The 20,373-nt window shown below is 48.8% G+C and carries 17 protein-coding genes; 9 read left to right on the plus strand and 8 right to left on the minus strand.

Going from position 1 to position 20,373, the window contains the following annotated elements; genetic code table 11:
- Window positions 1–31: 31 nt before the first annotated feature.
- Genes G441_RS0110395 through folB form a run of 5 tightly spaced genes read right to left on the minus strand, consistent with a single transcriptional unit; the run spans window position 32 to window position 3,218 of the window.
- Window positions 32–1,141 carry an NADH:flavin oxidoreductase gene (locus tag G441_RS0110395; RefSeq protein WP_026376294.1) on the minus strand — a complete coding sequence of 370 codons (1,110 nt, stop codon included), beginning with the start codon at window positions 1,139–1,141 and terminating at the stop codon, window positions 32–34.
- 22 nt (window positions 1,142–1,163) lie between these two features.
- Window positions 1,164–1,532 (minus strand): histidine triad nucleotide-binding protein, encoded by a 369-nt coding sequence (locus G441_RS0110400; protein WP_026376295.1) that lies wholly within the window; start codon window positions 1,530–1,532, stop codon window positions 1,164–1,166.
- Between the two features lie 12 nt (window positions 1,533–1,544).
- Entirely contained in the window at window positions 1,545–2,345 is an 801-nt protein-coding gene (locus tag G441_RS0110405; protein WP_026376296.1) for an undecaprenyl-diphosphate phosphatase, read from the minus strand.
- A complete protein-coding gene (gene folK / locus G441_RS0110410; protein ID WP_034474877.1) occupies window positions 2,342–2,866 on the minus strand; it encodes a 2-amino-4-hydroxy-6-hydroxymethyldihydropteridine diphosphokinase in 525 nt (174 codons plus the stop codon). The genes G441_RS0110405 and folK overlap by 4 nt, the downstream gene beginning before the upstream one ends.
- On the minus strand, window positions 2,859–3,218 hold the full coding sequence (gene folB / locus G441_RS0110415) for a dihydroneopterin aldolase (RefSeq protein WP_026376298.1): 360 nt from the start codon (window positions 3,216–3,218) through the stop codon (window positions 2,859–2,861). The genes folK and folB overlap by 8 nt, the downstream gene beginning before the upstream one ends.
- A 123-nt stretch (window positions 3,219–3,341) precedes the next feature.
- Here folB and plsY point away from each other — a divergent pair, with 123 nt between their 5' ends.
- Both plsY and G441_RS0110425 read left to right on the plus strand, forming a co-directional pair.
- Window positions 3,342–3,944 (plus strand): glycerol-3-phosphate 1-O-acyltransferase PlsY, encoded by a 603-nt coding sequence (gene plsY, locus G441_RS0110420; RefSeq protein ID WP_026376299.1) that lies wholly within the window; start codon window positions 3,342–3,344, stop codon window positions 3,942–3,944.
- A 91-nt stretch (window positions 3,945–4,035) separates the two neighbouring features.
- A complete protein-coding gene (locus tag G441_RS0110425) occupies window positions 4,036–6,039 on the plus strand; it encodes a PAS domain S-box protein (protein ID WP_026376300.1) in 2,004 nt (667 codons plus the stop codon).
- A 236-nt stretch (window positions 6,040–6,275) separates the two neighbouring features.
- On the opposite strand, the gene tsaD is transcribed toward G441_RS0110425, so the two are convergent.
- Window positions 6,276–7,289 carry a tRNA (adenosine(37)-N6)-threonylcarbamoyltransferase complex transferase subunit TsaD gene (gene tsaD / locus G441_RS0110430; RefSeq protein WP_026376301.1) on the minus strand — a complete coding sequence of 338 codons (1,014 nt, stop codon included), beginning with the start codon at window positions 7,287–7,289 and terminating at the stop codon, window positions 6,276–6,278.
- 268 nt (window positions 7,290–7,557) lie between these two features.
- Between tsaD and rpsU the strand changes: the two genes are divergently transcribed.
- From rpsU to G441_RS0110460, 6 genes are all read left to right on the plus strand, one after another.
- Window positions 7,558–7,773, plus strand: a complete 216-nt coding sequence (rpsU, locus tag G441_RS0110435; RefSeq protein WP_026376302.1) for a 30S ribosomal protein S21 — start codon at window positions 7,558–7,560, stop codon at window positions 7,771–7,773.
- A gap of 100 nt (window positions 7,774–7,873) precedes the next feature.
- Entirely contained in the window at window positions 7,874–8,320 is a 447-nt protein-coding gene (locus G441_RS0110440; RefSeq protein ID WP_026376303.1) for a GatB/YqeY domain-containing protein, read from the plus strand.
- Window positions 8,321–8,394: 74 nt separating this feature from the next.
- Window positions 8,395–10,167, plus strand: coding sequence for a DNA primase (gene dnaG / locus G441_RS0110445; RefSeq protein WP_026376304.1), 1,773 nt, complete (start codon window positions 8,395–8,397; stop codon window positions 10,165–10,167).
- A gap of 222 nt (window positions 10,168–10,389) precedes the next feature.
- A complete protein-coding gene (rpoD, locus tag G441_RS0110450; RefSeq protein WP_026376305.1) occupies window positions 10,390–12,225 on the plus strand; it encodes an RNA polymerase sigma factor RpoD in 1,836 nt (611 codons plus the stop codon).
- A gap of 151 nt (window positions 12,226–12,376) precedes the next feature.
- The gene (locus G441_RS0110455) at window positions 12,377–13,825 is read left to right on the plus strand and encodes a hypothetical protein (RefSeq protein ID WP_026376306.1); all 1,449 of its coding nucleotides are present in this window, start codon (window positions 12,377–12,379) and stop codon (window positions 13,823–13,825) included.
- Between the two features lie 13 nt (window positions 13,826–13,838).
- Entirely contained in the window at window positions 13,839–15,392 is a 1,554-nt protein-coding gene (locus tag G441_RS0110460; protein ID WP_026376307.1) for a sodium:solute symporter family transporter, read from the plus strand.
- Window position 15,393: 1 nt separating this feature from the next.
- On the opposite strand, the gene G441_RS0110465 is transcribed toward G441_RS0110460, so the two are convergent.
- Window positions 15,394–18,501 (minus strand): efflux RND transporter permease subunit, encoded by a 3,108-nt coding sequence (locus tag G441_RS0110465; protein ID WP_026376308.1) that lies wholly within the window; start codon window positions 18,499–18,501, stop codon window positions 15,394–15,396.
- Entirely contained in the window at window positions 18,498–19,559 is a 1,062-nt protein-coding gene (locus G441_RS0110470; RefSeq protein ID WP_026376309.1) for an efflux RND transporter periplasmic adaptor subunit, read from the minus strand. The genes G441_RS0110465 and G441_RS0110470 overlap by 4 nt, the downstream gene beginning before the upstream one ends.
- A 407-nt stretch (window positions 19,560–19,966) precedes the next feature.
- Here G441_RS0110470 and G441_RS19835 point away from each other — a divergent pair, with 407 nt between their 5' ends.
- Window positions 19,967–20,362: an NUDIX hydrolase gene (locus tag G441_RS19835; protein ID WP_051275517.1), complete on the plus strand. Its 396-nt coding sequence runs from the start codon at window positions 19,967–19,969 to the stop codon at window positions 20,360–20,362.
- Window positions 20,363–20,373 lie beyond the last annotated feature (11 nt).

Consider the following 20,373-nt stretch of genomic DNA (forward strand, 5'->3'; position numbering starts at 1 on the left):
GTGAGGTCGGAGGGGAAGCGCAGGCGGCGAACTAATACAGCGTTTTTATCGCGCTCGCATCATAGGGCTGCAGTTCATCAAGACGCCCTTCTTTAACCTTAGTCACCCAGTTCGGGTCCTGCAGCAGTGCACGACCCACCGCGATCATATCGAACTCGTCTCGCTCCATGCGCTCTATCAGGTCCGTAATCGGTCTGGTCTTTGCGCCTTCTCCGGCGAATGCCCCAAAAAAGTCGCCGCCCAGACCCACAGAGCCCACGGACATCGACGGCAAACCGGTGATCTTTTTACACCAGCCCGCCAAATTCAAACCGTCTTTGCCGTCAATTTCAGGGAACTCTGGCTCCCAATAACGGCGCTGTGAGGCGTGCAACATATCGACACCTGATGCCGCAATGGCTTCAAGAAACGGCGCCAATTCATCCAGAGAAGACGTAAGGCGGGAGGTGTAATCAACCTGATGCCACTGTGACCAGCGTAAGATGATTGGCGTATCGCCCACCACTTTGCGGGTTTCCTTGATGATATCGATGGCAAAACGTGCACGATCTACCAGCGTGCCACCAAACCTGTCCGTTCGCTTATTAGTCACATCACAGAAAAAGTTGTGAATAAGATAACCGTGAGCACCGTGGAACTCGATGGCGTCAAAGCCAAGACGAACAGCGTCGGCGGCTGCGTCTACGTAAGCCTGTGCCATTGCTTCAACGTCGCTGATGCTTGGCTCTTCAAATATCTTTTTACCTTTCAGGGTGATACCAGAAGGACCGTCAGTAGGCGCATCAGGAAAGTGTCCGGTTCCGGGCTTACGCATCATACCCAAATGCCATAGCTGCGGTGCCATCTTGCCGTCATTCAGGTGTACAGCATCGATCACATTCTTCCAGCCCTGAAGCGGCTTATCGCCCCAAAACAGCGGGTAATTAGAATTATCCGCGGCCCCTTCACGATGGACCAAGGTGCCTTCTGAGATGATCAGACCAACATCTGCCGCGGCCCGTCTGGCGTAGTAATCTCTGACATTGTCTCCGGGAACGCCGTCAGGACTGAACCCACGTGTCATTGGGGCCATCGCCAAACGATTTTTGAAAGTAGTGTTGCGAATGGTAATCGGACGAAACAGGACCTGCGTATCGCTCATGAAGTCTCCAAAAAATAATTAATCAGACCGGCGTCTTTAAACGCTCTTGATATGGCGGCCATCCCATGGGTTTTCCAGCCAAAACGTGTAAATGAATATGAAATACCGTTTGTCCGCCGTACTCATTACAGTTCATCACTGTGCGGTAACCCTGTTCTGCAAAGCCTTGCTGTTCAGCGAGCTGAGCCGCAACCCAATGCAGATGACCTACCACTTCTCTGTCAGCCTGCTGAATGTCATTGATGGTAGCAATAGGCTTTTTAGGGATTACCAGAAAATGGGTGGGAGCCTGCGGATTAATATCGTTGAAAGCCAGAGCAAGATCATCTTCATAGATAATGTCTGCAGGAATTTCTCGGTTAATGATTTTAGTAAACAGTGTTTCGGACATGGTGTGTTCTCCTTAGCCAAACACGAAAAGTAGCAACACGGCACCTAACAATAGCCTGTATATCACAAATGGCAGCATGCCGATTCTGGATATCCAGGCCAGGAACAAGTAAATACAGGTATAGGCAGCAATGAATGAGAACCCAGCGCCGTATACAAGCGCATTCCAATCGACCAATGTTTTATTCTGTAAGAGATCGATAACGCTCAGCAAACCGGCTCCGGTGATGGTGGGAATCGACAATAAAAATGAAAAACGCGCTGCACTCTGTCGGTCAAATCCGAGCAGCAAGCCTGCTGTCATGGTAATGCCAGAACGCGATGTACCGGGGATCAGTGCCAGTACCTGAAACAGGCCAATAACGATAGTTGAAGATAATGTCAGGTGTTCGAGACTTTTCATGCGCTTTGCAGTGACATCGGCATACCATAGCAACAGGCCAAACAGAATAGTCGTACACGCAATCAACAATGCAGAACGGGCATACACCTCGACCCAGTCTTTGATCAGAAAACCCACTATTACTGCGGGAATAGTGCCAACAATAACCCACCACGCGAGTTTGCTATCAGTGGTTTGCTGTGATGTGAAACCAAACTTAAACCAGTCATGGGTCATGCTAAGCAGTTCTTTGCGGAAGTAGATCACCACTGCCAACAGGCTGCCCACATGCACTGCAACATCAAATGCCAGTCCCTGATTAACCCAGCCTAATAACACCGAGGGCAAAATCAGATGGGCGGAGCTGGATATGGGCAAAAACTCGGTGATGCCCTGGATTATCGCCAGAATAATAATTTCGAATAATGTCATGCTGCTGGTGGGCTCCATGCAAAAGGAATAGGCCAAAGGCGCTGAGTTTGTTTATCAAATGCCTGCCACAGAGACGCATAGGTCTCATCAACGATGGGATGCTTTTCTATCGGCGCGATGTCGGCCAGTGGCTGTAACACAAATGCGTTATACAGAATTTCGCCTCTGGGTAACTCAACCGGATTATCGATCACCAACTTATCGTAAAGTAACAAATCTAAGTCCAGCGTACGGGATGAGAATTTTTCCGCGCCTCTGACTCTGCCATTTTCGTGTTCGATGTCTTTCAGACACTGACAGACCTGACTGACTGTTCGGGTTGTCGTCGCACCCACTACAAGGTTATAGAAGGTATCCCCTTTAAAGCCAATCGCCTCGCTTTCAAACACTCTGGAAAGCGTGAGAGCGCCAAATTCGTTGAACAGGGCATCCAGTCCTTTTTGGGTATGAGTTTCCCTTTCAATGTTGCTGCCGACGCTGATGTAAATCTGATGTTCCGACACTGAATGACGATCAGGCATGTCTGCTGCGAACCAGTTCGACGGCGACATTGCTTGCCTCTTTAACAATGTCAGGTTTACTTAGCTTCAATCGCACCCGTTGAATACCAGCAAACTGGTCAAACATTGCATCAATCATCGCTTTGGATAGTGCTTCAAGCAGTTCGAATGTCGCCTTTTCAGCCACTTCACAAAGCAGGCTGGCGACGGCGGCATAGTCAATCGTATCAGCAACAGCATCAGACACGGAGGCAGCATGCAAGTCTGTCTCGATGACGACATCGACAATCAGTTTTTGCGGCGCTACACGCTCAAATTCATAAACACCAATGAGCGAATGGACGTTAAGCCCTTCAATAAAAATTCGATCCATGCTTTCTCTAACTGGCCGGTTCGATGCTGACTCATGACAATAATGTGAGTGTCAGCAGCGATTTCACACGAGCATTGTTATAATATCGAACCATAGTGTAAACCGAGATAAGCCAGTAAGTACATGACCGCCTTAACCGTTCTGATGATCGTCCTGGCCTACCTGCTTGGCTCAGTCTCCAGTGCCATCTTGATCTGTAAATTATTTCGCCTCGGTGACCCCCGACTGCAGGGTTCTGGAAACCCGGGAGCGACGAATGTATTTCGGCTGGGAGGTCGTTTTCCGGCCATTATGGTCCTGGTAGCAGATATCCTAAAAGGCACGATACCAGTTTACGGCAGCTATTTTTTAGGCATTGAGCCGCTGTATCTGGGGATCATCGCGATCGCCGCCTGTCTTGGACACATATTTCCACTATTCTTCGGCTTCAAGGGTGGCAAAGCGGTCGCTACTGCGTTTGGCAGCATGTTACCCATCGGTCTCGATCTCGCTGGACTACTCATACTAAGTTGGGTACTAGTGGTATTTATCAGCGGCTACTCATCTTTAGGTGCACTGGTTGCCGTATCACTGGCACCGCTGTTTACCTGGTGGATTAAACCGCTTTATGCTATTCCCGTCGCTATGCTTTCATTACTGATAATCGCCAGACACTGGCAAAACATTCTGAGACTGCTGCGTGGCGAAGAAAATCGCATTTGGGATAAAGGGCGTATAAAAGAATAACTTTAAGATACAAATCTCCATTAAATAGCTGGACTACAATCTTAATAGAGCGGCCATGGGATGTGGTAACAATGTCAAAAGAGGCTGACGGATGCGTATTGAGGATGAACTTGAGTTACTAAAGCAAGAACTTGAGCAAACTCGTCATGAACGAGACCGATACAAGAAGTTATTCGATGTTTCTGCCGATGCGCTTTCGATTATCGACGTAAACACTGGCAGATTCGTTGAATGCAACGAAGCAGCCGTAAAGTTGCATGGTGTTGAAAGTGAATCTGCGTTTCTCGAATTGTCTCCAGCAGACATTTCCCCTCTTCACCAGCCTTGCGGCACTCCATCAAAAGAATTAGCGCGTGAACGTATTGCAAAGACAATAAGCGAGGGGCCTCAACTATTTCAGTGGGAACACAGTAAACAAAATGGCTCAACATTTCCTTGTCTTGTATCACTAACTGCTATACCCGTTCGAGATAGCTATTACGTCCTTGCTATTGGTAGAGACATCAGCACATTAGTTGAAACACAACGGGAACTGGAGACGGCATTAGCTGCAGCAAAAGACTTCAAAGATGCTTATCAGTATGAAAAACAAAAATTTGAGCAGTTTGTTACGTTAGCGCCTGTTGGAATTGCAATTAACAAATTAGAGGATGGCTCGTTTGATTTTGTGAATAAAGAGTTTAGTCGCTTCACCGGATACGATGTAGACGAGCTGAACAACATGGATTATTGGCAGTTAACCCCCGAAAAATATGCAGAGGATGAACAGGTTCAATTGGGTTCACTGCAAGAAACAGGACGCTATGGTCCCTACAAGAAAGAGTATATTCACCGGGATGGTCACTGCTACCCAGTATTGCTGTCCGGTGTAAAAATTCAGGACAACCATGGCCAAGATTATATTTGGTCAGTGGTGCAAGACATCAGCGAACAAGAAAAGGTAGAAAGCATACTGCGCAAAGCCAAAGAACAAGCGGAAAGTGCAAGTAGGGCAAAAAGCGTATTTTTGTCCAACATGAGCCACGAAATTCGTACGCCAATGAACGGCGTGCTTGGCACGCTTCAGATTCTGCAAAGAGACTCAACGGAAGACAAGAACAGTAAGTTAATCAGCACGGCTATTTATTCTGCCAATACGTTACTTACCATCATTAATGACATACTCGACTACTCAAAAATAGAATCGCACCAACTTGAGATAGAAAACGTTAGTTTCTCCCTCAAACAGGTTGCAGAATCTGTTATGTCCGATATGTTGCCGCTAGCAAGTGAAAAAGGCATTAACCTTGTTCTGGATTTTGAAGACAGTATGCCTGCATCGTGGCAGGGAGACCCCGTAAGGGTGCGGCAGATCCTAATGAACCTGGTCTCAAATGCGGTTAAGTTTACCAAACAGGGCTCAGTCAACATCCAATTCAGACGGGCCCAGCGAGGTAGTATTCAAGGATTTATTCTCGATATTACGGACACAGGAATCGGCATGTCGAAAGAGGCCGTTAGTACGCTATTTGAAAGGTTCACTCAGGCTGATGCGTCGATAACCAGAAAGTTTGGCGGTACAGGACTAGGCATGTCGATCACCAACAATCTCGTGTCACTTATGCATGGAGATATCCGCGTCGTCAGTAAGGAAGGAGAAGGGACAAAGTTTGTCGTATTCCTGCCATCACAACCGTTGACTGATGAACATGACACGAGTCCTGAAAATTTCGAAGCAGTAGAAACACCAGACTTATCAGAAATGATTATCCTTATTGCAGAAGATAACGACGTAAATCAAGAGATAATCCGTTCTATGCTAGAGCCAACGCATGCGACTTTGTACTTTGCTGAAAATGGGCAAATAGCTGTTGATATATGCAATGAAATCAATCCAGACATAGTGCTTTTGGATATTCAGATGCCCGTCATGGATGGTAAAGAAGCTTACACTACGATCCGTAAAACCAATCAAAAAGTTCCAATCGTCGCATTAACTGCTAATGTGCTGTCAACAGACGTGGAGGAATATAGAGCTCTTGGGTTTACTGGACACATAGGAAAACCTTTTGAAATAAAAGAGCTATATCACAGCTTGTCAGTTCACCTTTTATGAATGAGGTAACGTCAAATATTCGTTGTGTTTTTGCTGTTTTTCCCGCGATGATTTTCCGTCTTTCCCGCGCTGTTTCTCAGTCTTTCCCGCACAGGCGGGAATCTCAATGACAGCCAGATAGTTTGAAAGGTAAGATTCCCGTTTTCACGGGAATGACGGCGGTTTTCACGGGAATGACAGCGCTTTTCAGGGGAAAACCGAGCGACTTCAGGGGATAACGGGGCGACTAGAGGAGATCAAACAGGTTCCAGGCTATCCAGCGGCCAGCGTGGTTTAGCCTGTGTGTCTAAGCCATCTGATTGTCCGGCTTTAAGACGCTGCAGCCCTGCATAGGCAATCATTGCTCCGTTGTCAGTACAAAACTCAAGAGGTGGGTAAAACACATCGCCTTTGATACTGTCCATGTACTTTTTCAATTCATTGCGTAAATGCGTGTTGGCGCTTACACCGCCGGCTATCACCAAACGTTTTAGGCCTGTCTGTTTAAGTGCACGACGACATTTTATCAGCATGGTGTCGACCACGGCTTCCTGAAATGCGAACGCAATGTTAGCGAGCGTTTGCGGATCGTCATTGGCATCACGCAGCGTATTAGCAGCAAATGTTTTTAAACCGCTGAAGCTAAAATCCAGCCCGGGTCTATCGGTCATAGGGCGTGGAAACTGATAGTGACCGGGCTCCCCTTGCTCTGCCAGCCTCGCTAACATCGGGCCGCCGGGATAATCTAACCCCATCAATTTAGCGGTTTTGTCGAATGCCTCACCTGCAGCATCGTCTATCGACTCGCCCAATAACTGGTATTGTCCAATACCGCCAACACGCACCAGCATAGTATGGCCGCCAGAGACAAGCAGCGCGATAAAAGGAAAAGGCGGAGCGTGTTCATCCAGCATCGGTGCCAACAGATGCCCTTCCATATGATGGACACCGAGGGTGGGTTTGTTCCAGGCATAGGCAAGGCTTCTCGCCACACATGATCCCACCAGTAATGCTCCTATCAGACCTGGTCCTCGAGTGTAAGCTATCCCGTCGATGTCATGCTGTGAACTATCCGATTCCTGCAATGCACGTCGAATCAATGGGATGATTTTTCTGACATGGTCGCGCGATGCCAGCTCGGGCACAACGCCACCGTAGTCGGCATGAAGTGACACCTGACTGTACAACTGATGAGACAACAGTCCTTTATCATCGTCATAAATCGCAATGCCAGTTTCATCACAGGATGTTTCGATTCCCAACACTCGCATGTTAACTACTCTCGGATAATTCGGTTGGCAGGCTGGTTCGTCTACCGTGCCATCTTAAAACGGCCCGCATTGTACGTTGAGAATGCGTGAATACCAAACTTCCACAACGATTACAGGGCGCCGATTTCAATGATATTGGTTATTTTTCAACAATCCGCCTTTACATCCCGTCGGGATATGATTAAAATTCCGCACCATTTTTAGACCAGCCGGCCATTTTTTAATCATTGCGAACCGGCACCACATATGTATTTGAGGTGAGTTTTTAATGCCAATCGTTAAAGTAAAAGACAACGAGCCGTTTGATGTAGCCCTTCGCCGTTTCAAGCGTTCGTGCGAAAAAGCAGGCGTGTTGTCAGAAGTACGTCGTCGTGAGCACTTTGAAAAGCCAACTTGGGAGCGCAAGCGTAAGAAAGCTGCTGCCAAGAAGCGCCACATGAAAAAGCTGGCTCGCGAAAACGCGCGTCGCGTAAAACTGTACTAAGTAGTACGTTTTAACACACCTCTGACAAACGGGGCTATCAGCGCCCCGTTTATCGTTGTAACACCACAAACATGTTTAACCTTTGACCGAGAGCTTGACCATGGCCCTGCTTGATACGCTAAAAGATGCCCAAAAAGATGCAATGCGCAACAAAGAAAAACTGCGCCTTGGAACCATTCGCATGGCACTGGCAGCGGTGAAGCAAAAAGAAGTGGATGAGCGCGTTGAGGTGACTGACGCCGATGTGATTGCCATCCTGACCAAAATGGTTAAGCAGCGTAAAGACGCCGCTAGCCAATTCGCACAGGCTGGCCGTATGGATTTGGCAGACAACGAGAATGCCGAAATCGTGGTATTACAGTTGTTCCTTCCTCAGCCTCTCAGTGATGAAGAGCTCGACGCCTTGATCGAGCAGGCAATGGTCGACACAGGCGCAGCAGGTATGCAGGACATGGGCAAGGTCATGGGCGCATTGAAACCCAAAGTTCAAGGTCGAGCTGACATGGGTCAGCTGAGTGGCAAAATCAAAGCACGTCTGAACAGCTAAGCAGGCAATTGAACCTGTCAATCTGGCAAACAGATTGGTAAGCTACTTTTTGAATTTCACTTTTACGCGGTACCATGGCAGGCAGGATCCCTCGCGATTTTATAGACGACTTGCTGACACGCACCGATATCGTTGAGGTCGTCGATAGCCGCGTAAAACTAAAGAAAGCAGGCAAGAACTACCAGGCCTGTTGTCCTTTTCACAACGAAAAATCCCCTTCTTTCACGGTTAGCCAGGATAAGCAGTTCTATCATTGTTTCGGCTGCGGTGCCCACGGTAATGCTATCTCATTTATCATGGAGTTTGACCGTCTTGAATTTCCCGAAGCAATCGAGGAGCTGGCTCGCTCAATGGGCTTGGAAGTGCCACGGGAGCAAGGCAGAAGTAGCGGCCCTACACCACAGCAGCGCCAACAAAAAGAAGACGATTACATGTTAATGGAAAAAGCTGCACGCTTTTTTCAACATCAACTGAGTCAGCATCCACAGCGGCAGCGTGTCGTCGATTATTTAAAAAATCGTGGGTTAAGTGGCGAAATTGTTAAAGCCTGGAATATTGGCTACGCGCCGCCCGAATGGGACGGCTTGTTAAGTGCGTTCGGTCAGAATGCATCACAGCGCCAGCAGTTGCTCGATTTAAAGTTGATTAACCAAAATGACAAAGGCCGGACTTACGACTTTTTCCGCGACCGGGTCATGTTCCCAATTCGTGACAAACGTGGTCGCGTGATTGGCTTTGGCGGCAGGATCATAGACGGTGATGGCCCCAAATATCTCAACTCTCCGGAAACCAGAATTTTCCATAAAGGACAAGAGTTGTATGGTTTTTATCAGGCCAGACAGCAGAACCGCTCGCTGCAGCGTTTGGTTATTGTTGAAGGTTACATGGACGTCGTCGCGCTGAGTCAACAGGGGATCCACTATTCGGTGGCGTCTTTGGGCACTGCAACAACCGCTGAGCACATGCAAATGTTGTTTCGTGCTGCTCCACAAATCGTGTGTTGTTATGACGGTGATAATGCCGGTCGTGAGGCGGCGTGGCGAGCCCTCAATGCAGCGCTGCCCTATCTGAAAGATGGCGTAGAAATGAAGTTTCTATTTTTACCCGACGGCGAAGACCCCGACTCACTGGTCAGAAAAGAGGGTAAAGACGCCCTGGAGGCGCGCTTTGCTGACGCCATGCCTCTATCTAAGTTTCTGTTTACGAACTTACTTGAACGCCATCACGTATCAAGTGTGGAAGGCAAGGCAGCACTTAAAGCAGAAGCGCAACCACTGATAGATCAGATTGGTGCTGACAACCAACGTGACCAATTGATGCAGGAACTGGCTAAACATCTTGGTGAACAGGATAAATATCAGTTGGAGCGCGATATGGCGCAAGCTGAAAGCCGTGCGGGTAAACCTCGCCAGGATTACAGCAAGCCAGCCAAGGCTACGGTGTCTCCAATACGTACAATGATCAGGCTATTGATTGATCAACCCTCGCTCGCCGGGCGCTGCGAAGATGTTCAGCCAGAATTACTGTCACAAGCTGCTCTGCCTGGTCTGGACTTATTGCTCGATGTACATCGATATTGTTTACAACATCCCCAAGCCAATACTGCCAGACTGCTTGAATCTTTTCGTGAACATCCCCACATTCATCATCTGTCGAAGTTGATGACGCAGGAGCACCTGATTGATTCAACCTTGTACGAAAAAGTGTATCAGGACAGCTTTGCCAAGCTGCTTGACTGGCTATTGATTGGCCGGATGGAAGAACTGCTGTCGCGCTCAAGGCTTGGCCCACTGAGCAGTGAGGAAAAGCAGGAACTGAATTTATTGATGAAAGCGCATAACAAATGAGCGGTTATGCACTATACCTATTAACGGTGTAACAATTAACATCAATGCTGTTCAGCAACGCCGCGGGTTAAAAAGACAGCGGCCGAGCTGGAAATAAATAGGGCGAATCTGCTATACTGGCTAATTCGCCGATGCATGCCTGACGAGGCACGCAACTGAGGAAAACTCACGCCGCCAGGCGAGTTTTTCACCGCTAATATCGAATTCGAGAAGTGTAACTTTATGGTGCAAAGCAAGCAGTCACAAATCAAACTTTTGATTGCCAAGGGTAAAGAGCAAGGCTACTTAACATTCGCTGAGGTCAACGACCACCTTCCACAAGATATCATCGATTCGGATCAAATCGAAGACATCATTCGCATGATCAATGATATGGGTATTCAGGTGTTTGAATCTGCGCCCGACTCTGATGAATTGTTGATGCAGGAAACCACAGCGGACGAGGAAGTCGCTGAGGCTGCGGCCCAGGCGCTGGCCACCGTCGAAAGTGAAATTGGCCGAACAACCGACCCGGTACGCATGTATATGCGTGAAATGGGAACGGTTGAACTGCTGACCCGTGAAGGTGAGATAGAGATCGCCAAACGCATTGAAGACGGCATTAATCAGGTGCAGTGTTCAGTTGCTGAATATCCGGAAGCCATCACCTACCTGCTCGACCAGTGGGATTTGTACGAAGCAGAAGAAATTCGCCTGAGTGATATTGTGCTTGGTTTTGTTGACCCCAACGAAGAACAGGATTTAGCGCCTACTGCTACACACGTCGGCTCCGAGCTATCTGACGAAGAGTTGGAAGATGAAGACGATGATGGTGATGACGACGACGATGACGATGATGACGATACAGGCGTAGATCCTGAAGAGGCACGCGAGAAATTCACATTACTGCGCGAACAATACAACAAAGCTCGCGATGTCATCAGCGCCAAGGGTCGCGCTCATGCAGCGTCCAAGAAAGAAATCGCAGCGTTGAGTGATGTGTTTAAAGAGTTCCGTCTGGTACCTAAACAGTTTGACCGCATGGTAAGAAACATGCGTGAGATGATGGATAAGGTCCGCATCCAGGAACGCTTGGTCATGAAACACTGCGTTATGCAGGCGAAAATGCCGAAAAAGGACTTTATCAAAGCATTCGCCGGTAACGAAACTGACTCTGCGTGGTTGCATGAAGTACTTGCCAGCGACGCCCCTTACGTCCCTGCACTTAAAACGTTCCAGGAAGAAATTGAGCGTAGTATCGCTAAAATGAATCAGGTCGAAGAAGAAACAGGCCTGAACATCGCAGATATCAAAGACATTAACCGTCGCATGTCCATCGGTGAGGCGAAGGCCCGTCGTGCTAAGAAAGAAATGGTAGAAGCGAACCTGCGTCTGGTTATCTCGATTGCCAAAAAATACACCAACAGGGGTCTACAGTTCCTGGATCTCATTCAGGAAGGCAACATCGGCCTGATGAAAGCGGTAGACAAATTTGAATATCGCCGAGGTTACAAGTTTTCAACCTATGCAACATGGTGGATCAGGCAGGCCATCACCCGCTCAATCGCAGATCAGGCACGCACCATTCGTATTCCTGTGCACATGATTGAGACAATTAACAAACTGAACCGCATATCGCGTCAAATGCTTCAGGAAATGGGCCGAGAACCCACACCGGAAGAATTGTCGGAACGCATGCTGATGCCGGAAGATAAGATCCGTAAGGTGCTGAAGATTGCTAAAGAGCCAATTTCGATGGAAACGCCCATCGGTGATGATGAAGATTCGCATCTTGGCGACTTTATCGAGGACAATACCATTGTCCAGCCGTTGGATTCCGCTACAGGTGGCAGTCTGAAGTTCGCGACTCAGGAAGTGCTTGCAGGCTTGACCGCCCGTGAAGCCAAAGTTCTGCGTATGCGCTTCGGTATCGACATGAATACTGACCATACGTTGGAAGAAGTCGGCAAGCAATTTGACGTAACCCGTGAGCGTATCCGTCAGATTGAAGCGAAGGCATTACGCAAGTTGCGTCACCCGAGCCGTTCTGAGCAGTTACGAAGCTTCCTGGACGAATAAATCTTACGCTTTATTGTGAAAAGGCTGGGCAATCCCAGCCTTTTGTTTTTCTATACATGCATTTCATGCCCATTCTAGATTGCATTGGACAGGTTGTTAGCTTACTTGCTATAAAGCCTCTTTAGCGCATAACCCAGCAGTCTGAGAAACTATGGCAGGAGACATAGGCGAGTCAGCCTATACCAAGTCAATCCAAACCCTGATAAAAGATTTTCACCAACCTTCCGATGAGGTCATTTCCCTTATCAAGCTGGCGGAGCAGTTTTTTGCGCGCGCTGAAGATCAGCAAGAGAGGCTTGAGGGCTATGAAGAATCACTGGCGTCTGCTTTAAAAGCTGCCGGGGGTGACAGTAAGGATGAAAGGGTTGTAAAGGCGACACGACGCAAAAAGGATTTAGAAAAAGAATTAGAAGAAGCGCGCTGGGAGCGTTACGAACACGTTGATGCCGTCTGTCATAAGATTATTGAGTTGAGTGAAGGTAAAGACTGGCAGGAAACGCAGGTGCTCAGTGCAAAATACCTGGGCACCTTTTATTTGATGAGCCCGGGTGAAGGCAAAAACTTACCCAGCCTGCATCAGCGCATGAAGCCTTTATATAAAGCGGTATTATCGGTGCGCCTTCTCGATAGCCTGTTAAAACAGGGGAAAGTCCGCCACCCACTGATCCTTAAGTATTACGATCCGGAAACTCGCTACTTTGCTGAAGATAAAGAACTCAGTCCATTTCAAAAAAACATTGTGGTGCCACTCATCACTGCAGCCATATTTCAGGATGTTGGCCTGCATCATCCTCATGCGCTTGAAATACTTAAAGGCAAACACGGTACCCTCGATGAGTTTAGATTATTAGCAAAAACCGAGCGTTTTGACTTGCTTAAAACGAACATCAAGCAGTCTCACTATTTTCTTGAGCACGGCCTTGGTACCCGACGCTATGTGGGCAATTCAAAAGCAGAGCGAGACGAGTTTATCGAGGCTCAGCAACAACAACTGCAGTTCATGCTGGCGTTGCTAAATGACGCGGTTTCTTTAAAGCATGGTGTCGGTAACCTACTGAAAATACCGCAGATTTACAGTTCAGTCATCCTCTCTACTAAGAAGAAAAATGAGCTGGAAAATCTGCCCAAAGCGGCGTTGTTATTACAGAAACTAGGCAATGAAAAGAGCATTGATCCTCTAGGCGCAAAAGCCATGATTGATATTGTGGGCATTTTCCCGCAAGGGTTTGGTATCGCCTATATCCCCAAAGATCAGTTCGCCTCCAATCCGGATCGTTACGAGTACGCCATCGTTAATGGCCTTAACCCGCCTGATATCAGGATCCCACATTGCAGGATGGTCACCCGCAACCTGCAGTTCAACTCTTTTGGAAAGAATGCGTTTATTTCCCGCGAGACCAACCTTTATTATCCGATGGCGCGCAAACAACTGGCTAAGTTGTCCAAAGAACGCCTGAAAGAAATTCTATCCACGTTGTATTCGGATATTGGTCAAGGTGAAGAGAGGGAACTGCTGCCACGGTTCTGGCACCCATACTCGTTCTTCTCCTATAAATCGTTCCAGAACTTATGGAATAAAACCGACACCAGTAGCAACTGATCAGAGGCGTGAAATGAGTGCGCTGGACTACGTGATCATATCAATCTATCTGCTTGGTTTGCTGGCGATGGGGTTTCAATTCAGACGCAACGCCAAGCAAAATGATTATTTCCTTGGTGGGCGCACTCTGGGCTGGAAACCGCTGGCCCTGTCGGTCATGGCGACACAGCTGTCCGCCATCAGCTTCGTTTCCGCTCCAGCATTTGTGGGTCTTAGAGAAGGCGGCGGACTGGTCTGGCTGAGTTATGAACTGGCACTACCATTGGCCATGTTACTGCTGATCAGCACCATACTTCCCGTACTGCATCGCTCTGGGGTGGTCAGCGTTTACGACTTCTTACAACAGCGATTTGGTTTGTCTACCCGAGTGTTGCTTAGTGTGGTGTTCCAGATAAGTCGCTCCTTTGCCACCGCCATTATGATTTATGCGGTGTCAATTATTCTGCAAGGCACTATGGGACTGGCGTTCTGGCACAGCATCATGATTATCGGTGGTGTCACACTGATATATTCGCTACAGGGCGGTATGCGAGCAGTCGTCTATGGAGACGCTGCGCAAATGCTGCTGATTGTTCTCGGTGCACTGCTTTGCCTGGGTTTTGGATTACATTTGCTAGGCGGCTTTTCATCCCTGCTTGAACATGTTCAACCCGAGCGGCTCGATGCAGTGCGCCCCGCTGCGCTGGGTTTTGATGGCCAGGGGTTTGGGCTTCTGCCAATGCTGTTTGGCGGCATTGTGCTGTACGCCTCCTATTATGGCTGCGATCAGTCCGAAGCACAGCGGTCTCTGTCAGCTAAAAGCGTACCGGAACTGCGAAAGATGATCCTGACCGCCAGTATTCTGCGCTTTCCTATTACGCTCATTTACTGCATAACAGGACTGGTGATTGGCGCATTCGCACTGCAAACGCCGGAATTCATGGCGCAAATACCCACTGACAATCCCGACTGGATGATGCCATTATTTATTGTTAACTATCTGCCGTCCGGTGTCGTAGGATTATTGCTTGTGGCAATTTTTGCCGCCGCGATGTCATCACTTTCATCGGCTATCAACAGCTTGTCTGCGGTCAGTACAGAAGACCTTCAGCGGCTGTCAAAGCGCAAATGGTTACCGTCGCAATATTTGCACAAGGCGCGCCTGGCCGGATGTTTCTGGGGTGTTGTCACGCTGCTGCTATCGGCGTTTGCAGGTAACATTGCGCCTACGGTTATCGAAGCGATCAATAAAGTTGGCTCGCTTTTTTATGGCCCCATACTGGCGACATTTTTGCTCGCCATTTTGCCCAAGCGTCCCAGTGCCACTCAAATGAACCTTGGCATCGTTGCTGGTGTTGTCGTAAACCTGTATTTATGGCTGGCAGTGCCACAGGTGTTCTGGTTCTGGTGGAACCTTACAGGATTTAGCGTCACATTATTAATGAGTTTGCTCGTCAGCATGTTGCGCAAAAACGCCAATGTAAGTGACAAAACGCCCTGGCTGGACATTCAGCCCCGCACTGCGGGGCTATTGATTGGCTGGTTTATCCTTATTTTGACGCTGCTAATGTTAAGCCACTGGTTGTAACTTACGCTTCCCCTTTCTGATAGGGCACGTCACTATCTAACTTTTCAACTTGCTGGGTGCGCTTGAGCGGCGACCCGGTATTACGTGCCAGCCAGTAATAGGCCGTCGGCACGATATAGAGCGTTAAAAACGCGGATACCAATACACCGGCAAAAATCACCATGCCTATTACGCTGCGGCTTTCTGCACCAGGACCTGTTGCAAGCACCAGAGGTAGTGAGCTGAACACTGTAGTAAAGCCCGTCATTACGATAGGTCGCAGGCGTAACGTTGCGGCTTTACGCAGTGCCTGCTCAAATTCATGGCCGGCATCGCGCAGCTGATTGGCAAACTCGACGATTAAGATACCATTCTTGGCGGCCAGTCCAATCAACATCACCAAACCAATCTGGCTGTAGATATTGATACTGAATCCTGCCAGCCATAAGCCAATAAACGCACCAAGTAATGCCAAGGGCACCGTCAGCATGATCACCCAGGGATGTACCCAGCTTTCAAACTGTGCGGCCAATACCAGGTATGTCACGGCCAGAGCCAGTATGAAAATAAAGATGAATGAATTGCCTGATTCCTGATAAAGCTGCGATTCACCCTTGTAGTCTATTGACACTTCTTCGGGCAGTTCGGTTTGTACAATACCGCGCAGATACTCAAGGGCCTCGCCCACTGTATAACCGTCTGCCAGATTGGCCGAAATAGTGATTGCACGCATGCGATTGTAACGGTTCAATACCGATGACGTTGCCTGCTCTTCAAACGTTAACAGGTTATCAAGTGGAATGAGTTGATTGGTTCTGTCAGAGCGGACATAGATATTGTCGATGCTGTTAGGGCTGCGATAGTCTTCCTTCCACCCTTCCATAACAACGTTGTACTCCTGGCCGCGATCAAGGAATGTTGAGACGCGACGTTGGCCTAGCATGGTTTCCAGCGTTCTGCCTATTTCACTGATCGATACACCGAGATCGGCAGCGCGATCGCGATCTATTTTGACCAATAATTGCGGATAAGTTTCTTTATAATCCGAATCAAGCCTTACCAGGCCAGGGTTTTCTTTGGCCTTTTCGAGCACAATGTCTCGCCAGGCAACCAGCTCTTCGTATGTATTGCCCTGCAGAACGAACTGCACCGGACGCCCGAAGCCCCGGCCTGCAATACCACTGCGCATAATAGCAAAAGCACGAATATCCGGAATTTCAGATAGTTTTCCGCTGATCTCATCCATCAGCTCAAACGTTGTACGCTGACGTTGATCCCAGGGCGCGCCGCCCACTACTGCAATGCCTGCACCACCGCCGAACCCGGGCGTACGAACGATAACACGGCTCACCTCTCCCGTTTCGCGGTAAGGCAGCAAAATATCTTCAACCTTTTTGAGGTTTTCGGAATGACTTTCGTAACTGGCACCTTCCTGGGCGTTGAGGATCACAAAAAAGTTTCCGCGATCTTCTTTAGGCACAAATTCACTGGGTATCTTGCCATACAGCTGATAAATGGCTGCAACGCTGGCCAACAGCAAGATAACCATTAGAACGGGCTGATGTAAGGTGGTATTCAGGCTATTGAAGTAACGTTCTTCAATGCGACGAAAACGCGCATCTACCCAACGTCCAAAACCTGAACTACGCTCACGCTTTTCAAGCAGTTTTGAGGCCAGCATGGGCGATAATGTAAGTGCGGTGAAACTAGAAAATGCCACCGCCGCTGCGATAGCCAGCGCAAATTCAGTAAAAAGCCGTCCAATATTGCCCTCAAGGAACACCAGCGGCACAAACACCGCGATAAGCACTAGTGTCGTTGCAACGACCGCAAAACCTACTTCACGGGCACCGCGGTAAGACGCCAGGATAGGAGGCTCGCCCATTTCAATGCGTCGATAAATATTCTCCAGCACAACGATGGCGTCATCCACAACCAGACCGATAGCCAATACCAGCGCCAGCAGCGTCAACAGGTTGATCGAAAAACCCAACGCATACATGACGATAAACGCGGCAATCAGTGACACAGGTACCGTAACGGCTGGAATAAGGGTAGCGCGCACATTACCCAGGAAAAGATAGATAACGATGATCACCATGGCCATCGCGATACCCAGCGTGTTGTAGACCTCATTAATCGACTCTTCGATGAACACCGATGAGTCGTAGCTGGGAACAATAAAGATATTTTCAGGCAGAGTTTGCTCTATTTGTTCGATGGCTTTCTTGGACGCCTGAGCAACCTCAAGGGTATTGGCTTTAGACTGCTTGACGATGCCAAGGCCAATCATATTGACGCCATCGCCGCGGAATTCAGTCTCGTCGTCTTCGGCAGCCAGTTCCACCATCGCCACTTCGGACAGTTTCACCAGATAGCCATCGGCGCCGGCTTTAACGGTCAAACGGGCAAAGTCATCCGGGTTGAGGAAGGTTCTGGCTACACGGACTTCAAAATCACGGTCATTAGACTCAACTTCTCCAGCCGGTAATTCTACGTTTTCAGAACGGATCACTCGTTCTATGTCTGACACTGTTACGCCCCGCGCTGCCATGGCATTGCGATCCAGCCAGACTTTCATCGCATAGGTTCGTCCACCACCGATGCGCACTCTGGCAACGCCATCGGCGATACTGAGTCGATCGACGATAAAACGGTCCGCGTAGTCAGTCAGCTCCATGACCGACAGATTGTCACTGCGCAGGTTATACCAGACGATAACATCTTCGTCTGAATCGGACTTCGACACTTCCGGTGGATCTGCCTGGTCCGGCAAGTTGTTTAACGCCCGGCTAACGCGCTCGCGAACATCATTTGATGCCGCATCAATATCACGACTTAAGTTAAATTCTATAGTAATGTTGGAGCGCCCGTTACGGCTGGTCGAGGTAATATTTTTAATGCCCTCAATACCACTGATGCGGTCTTCGAGCAGCTGGGTGATGCGGGTTTCTACAATTGATGCCGACGCACCAGGATAGTTAGTGTTGATGGATACGATGGGCGGATCGATATCCGGATACTCCCTCAGCGACAACATACTGATTGCCACCAGCCCGAACACAATCAACAGCAGGTTGACAACGCTGGCAAAAACCGGGCGTTTTACTGATACATCAGAGAGGATCATGCGCGAACCTCCGGATTCAGGATACGCACTGCGGAGCCATTACTCAGCCGCAGGGTTCCTTCGGTAACGACCAATTGTCCTGCTGTCAGTCCATCGATGATTTGCACTGAGCCGGGTTTACGTTCGCCAGTACGCACTTCTACCATTTTGGCTTTATTATCTTCGATAACGAATACGTACTGCTTATCTTCAATAGGCACCAACGCCTTTTCTGGCACAACCAGAGTATTCAATACTTCTTTTTGCAGATTAATCTGCAGTAGCATGCCTGGACGGAGTTTTAAGTCGGGGTTGGCAATCTCCGCCCGCACCTGAATAGAACGGGTTTGCGGGTCAAGGCGCGAGCCTATGCTAGAAATTTTACCGGTAAATGCCTGCCCTGGATACGCCACACTATAGGCGGCGACCTGTTGGCCCCTGGCCACGCTGGCGAGATGGTTTTCAGCGATGCTGAAATCCACGTTCATGATACTTAAATCATCCAGGGTGGTGATCGCATCTCCTGGTCTGATCAATGCGCCAACGCTGACCTGACGAATCCCCAACTGGCCCGCGAAAGGCGCTCTTACCTGCAATTCTGACAACTGTGCATTAGCAACATCGAGCTGCGCTTCTAACGCCTGTACTGTGGCATCCTGCTCATCCAAAAGCTGCTCTGATGCCACGTTGGTGTTTACCAGATTCTTTATACGTTGCAGCTGACGCTTGGCCTCTGCAAGGTTGACCTCAAGTTCATGCACGCGGGCCTTTTCTTCTCTGTTGGTTAAATCGAGAAGTAGCTGGCCTGCTGTTACAGTGTCACCATCGTCAAAATAGATGTGTTGTACCGTTTCTGTGTTTTGCGCCGTCAACACCACGGATTCATTCGCTTTACCCGTGCCCAGTGCCTCAACCACGATTTCAAAGGGTTGCTCAGCAACCAGTGCCACCGTGACGGGCGTCTCACCACCACGACGCTGCTGCTGTTGCGTTTCTTGTGGCCAGTTTAGATAGGCCAACATCGCCAGCATAACCAGTACGGCAATGAGCAGTGGTGAAATTCGCAAAGAGTTCGACATGTGACTACCTTATTTGGACACGTTAATTGGCTGTGCTACTCATCATAGCCTGTTGCCGTTTCTGTTAAGAACAGGCACGCTACTTTCACATTACCAATCAGAATTGAGGTTTCGATGAAGCCGAAGACATCCTATGTAAACACCATAGATGAGGCTGCAGCGGCCGACCGCGCATTATGATGATATCCAACCATTTTCGTACTGGCATTGCGACGATGTGCCGAAAAACTAAGGTGAGCGGCTTACGCAGTATAGGCGTTTGCGCACAAAATCGCCCGATCCGTTTTCTTTTTACGATCTCCATAGTGGCGGCGTGGTTATCCGCATGTTCCCAGCAGCCCCCTGGAAAGCCGGCATGCCGGGTGGCGCCTGAGCATGTAGATAAGCGGACAGGAAACGCAGCGTGCATGATACGTATGGGGCCATCGTTACTGGTTATTCGTCATAGACTCACTGATACATGGGATGTACCTGGTGGCAGGGGGGATGATGAAACGAGTGCACAATGTACTGCGCATCGTGAAACGTTTGAGGAAACAGGGCTGAATGTATTGGTGGGTCCATTTCTCGGCAGCAGTGAAACGGCGCACTTTTATGCTTGTAGCCAGCAATCAGGATTTACCGAGCAGGATATGGAATTGAGTATCCCAATCTGGGCCAACACTGAAGTCTCGCGTATCGCATTAAAAGATCCTTTTGAGTTGCATCCCAATGAGTGGCGATTCGGCGATCAGCTGATAATGGTCCGGACGCTTTTTTCAAATATCGATATTGAGGAGTCAGACAATATAAAAAATGAATGACCAAAATGGGC

The sequence above is a fragment of the Aestuariibacter salexigens DSM 15300 genome (genome assembly GCF_000429145.1).
GTDB classification, from domain to species: Bacteria; Pseudomonadota; Gammaproteobacteria; order Enterobacterales; family Alteromonadaceae; genus Aestuariibacter; species Aestuariibacter salexigens.

What these genes read in the sequence shown, in the direction of transcription:
- folB (WP_026376298.1), bottom strand. Translation starts at nt 3,218, where the DNA reads ATGGATCGAATTTTTATTGAAGGGCTTAACGTCCATTCGCTCATTGGT.
- G441_RS0110425 (WP_026376300.1), top strand. Translation starts at nt 4,036, where the DNA reads ATGCGTATTGAGGATGAACTTGAGTTACTAAAGCAAGAACTTGAGCAA.
- G441_RS19835 (WP_051275517.1), top strand. Translation starts at nt 19,967, where the DNA reads ATGATACGTATGGGGCCATCGTTACTGGTTATTCGTCATAGACTCACT.
- G441_RS0110395 (WP_026376294.1), bottom strand. Translation starts at nt 1,141, where the DNA reads ATGAGCGATACGCAGGTCCTGTTTCGTCCGATTACCATTCGCAACACT.
- rpoD (WP_026376305.1), top strand. Translation starts at nt 10,390, where the DNA reads ATGGTGCAAAGCAAGCAGTCACAAATCAAACTTTTGATTGCCAAGGGT.
- G441_RS0110405 (WP_026376296.1), bottom strand. Translation starts at nt 2,345, where the DNA reads ATGACATTATTCGAAATTATTATTCTGGCGATAATCCAGGGCATCACC.
- G441_RS0110440 (WP_026376303.1), top strand. Translation starts at nt 7,874, where the DNA reads ATGGCCCTGCTTGATACGCTAAAAGATGCCCAAAAAGATGCAATGCGC.
- G441_RS0110465 (WP_026376308.1), bottom strand. Translation starts at nt 18,501, where the DNA reads ATGATCCTCTCTGATGTATCAGTAAAACGCCCGGTTTTTGCCAGCGTT.
- dnaG (WP_026376304.1), top strand. Translation starts at nt 8,395, where the DNA reads ATGGCAGGCAGGATCCCTCGCGATTTTATAGACGACTTGCTGACACGC.
- folK (WP_034474877.1), bottom strand. Translation starts at nt 2,866, where the DNA reads ATGCCTGATCGTCATTCAGTGTCGGAACATCAGATTTACATCAGCGTC.
- G441_RS0110400 (WP_026376295.1), bottom strand. Translation starts at nt 1,532, where the DNA reads ATGTCCGAAACACTGTTTACTAAAATCATTAACCGAGAAATTCCTGCA.
- G441_RS0110460 (WP_026376307.1), top strand. Translation starts at nt 13,839, where the DNA reads ATGAGTGCGCTGGACTACGTGATCATATCAATCTATCTGCTTGGTTTG.
- G441_RS0110455 (WP_026376306.1), top strand. Translation starts at nt 12,377, where the DNA reads ATGGCAGGAGACATAGGCGAGTCAGCCTATACCAAGTCAATCCAAACC.
- tsaD (WP_026376301.1), bottom strand. Translation starts at nt 7,289, where the DNA reads ATGCGAGTGTTGGGAATCGAAACATCCTGTGATGAAACTGGCATTGCG.
- plsY (WP_026376299.1), top strand. Translation starts at nt 3,342, where the DNA reads ATGACCGCCTTAACCGTTCTGATGATCGTCCTGGCCTACCTGCTTGGC.
- G441_RS0110470 (WP_026376309.1), bottom strand. Translation starts at nt 19,559, where the DNA reads ATGTCGAACTCTTTGCGAATTTCACCACTGCTCATTGCCGTACTGGTT.
- rpsU (WP_026376302.1), top strand. Translation starts at nt 7,558, where the DNA reads ATGCCAATCGTTAAAGTAAAAGACAACGAGCCGTTTGATGTAGCCCTT.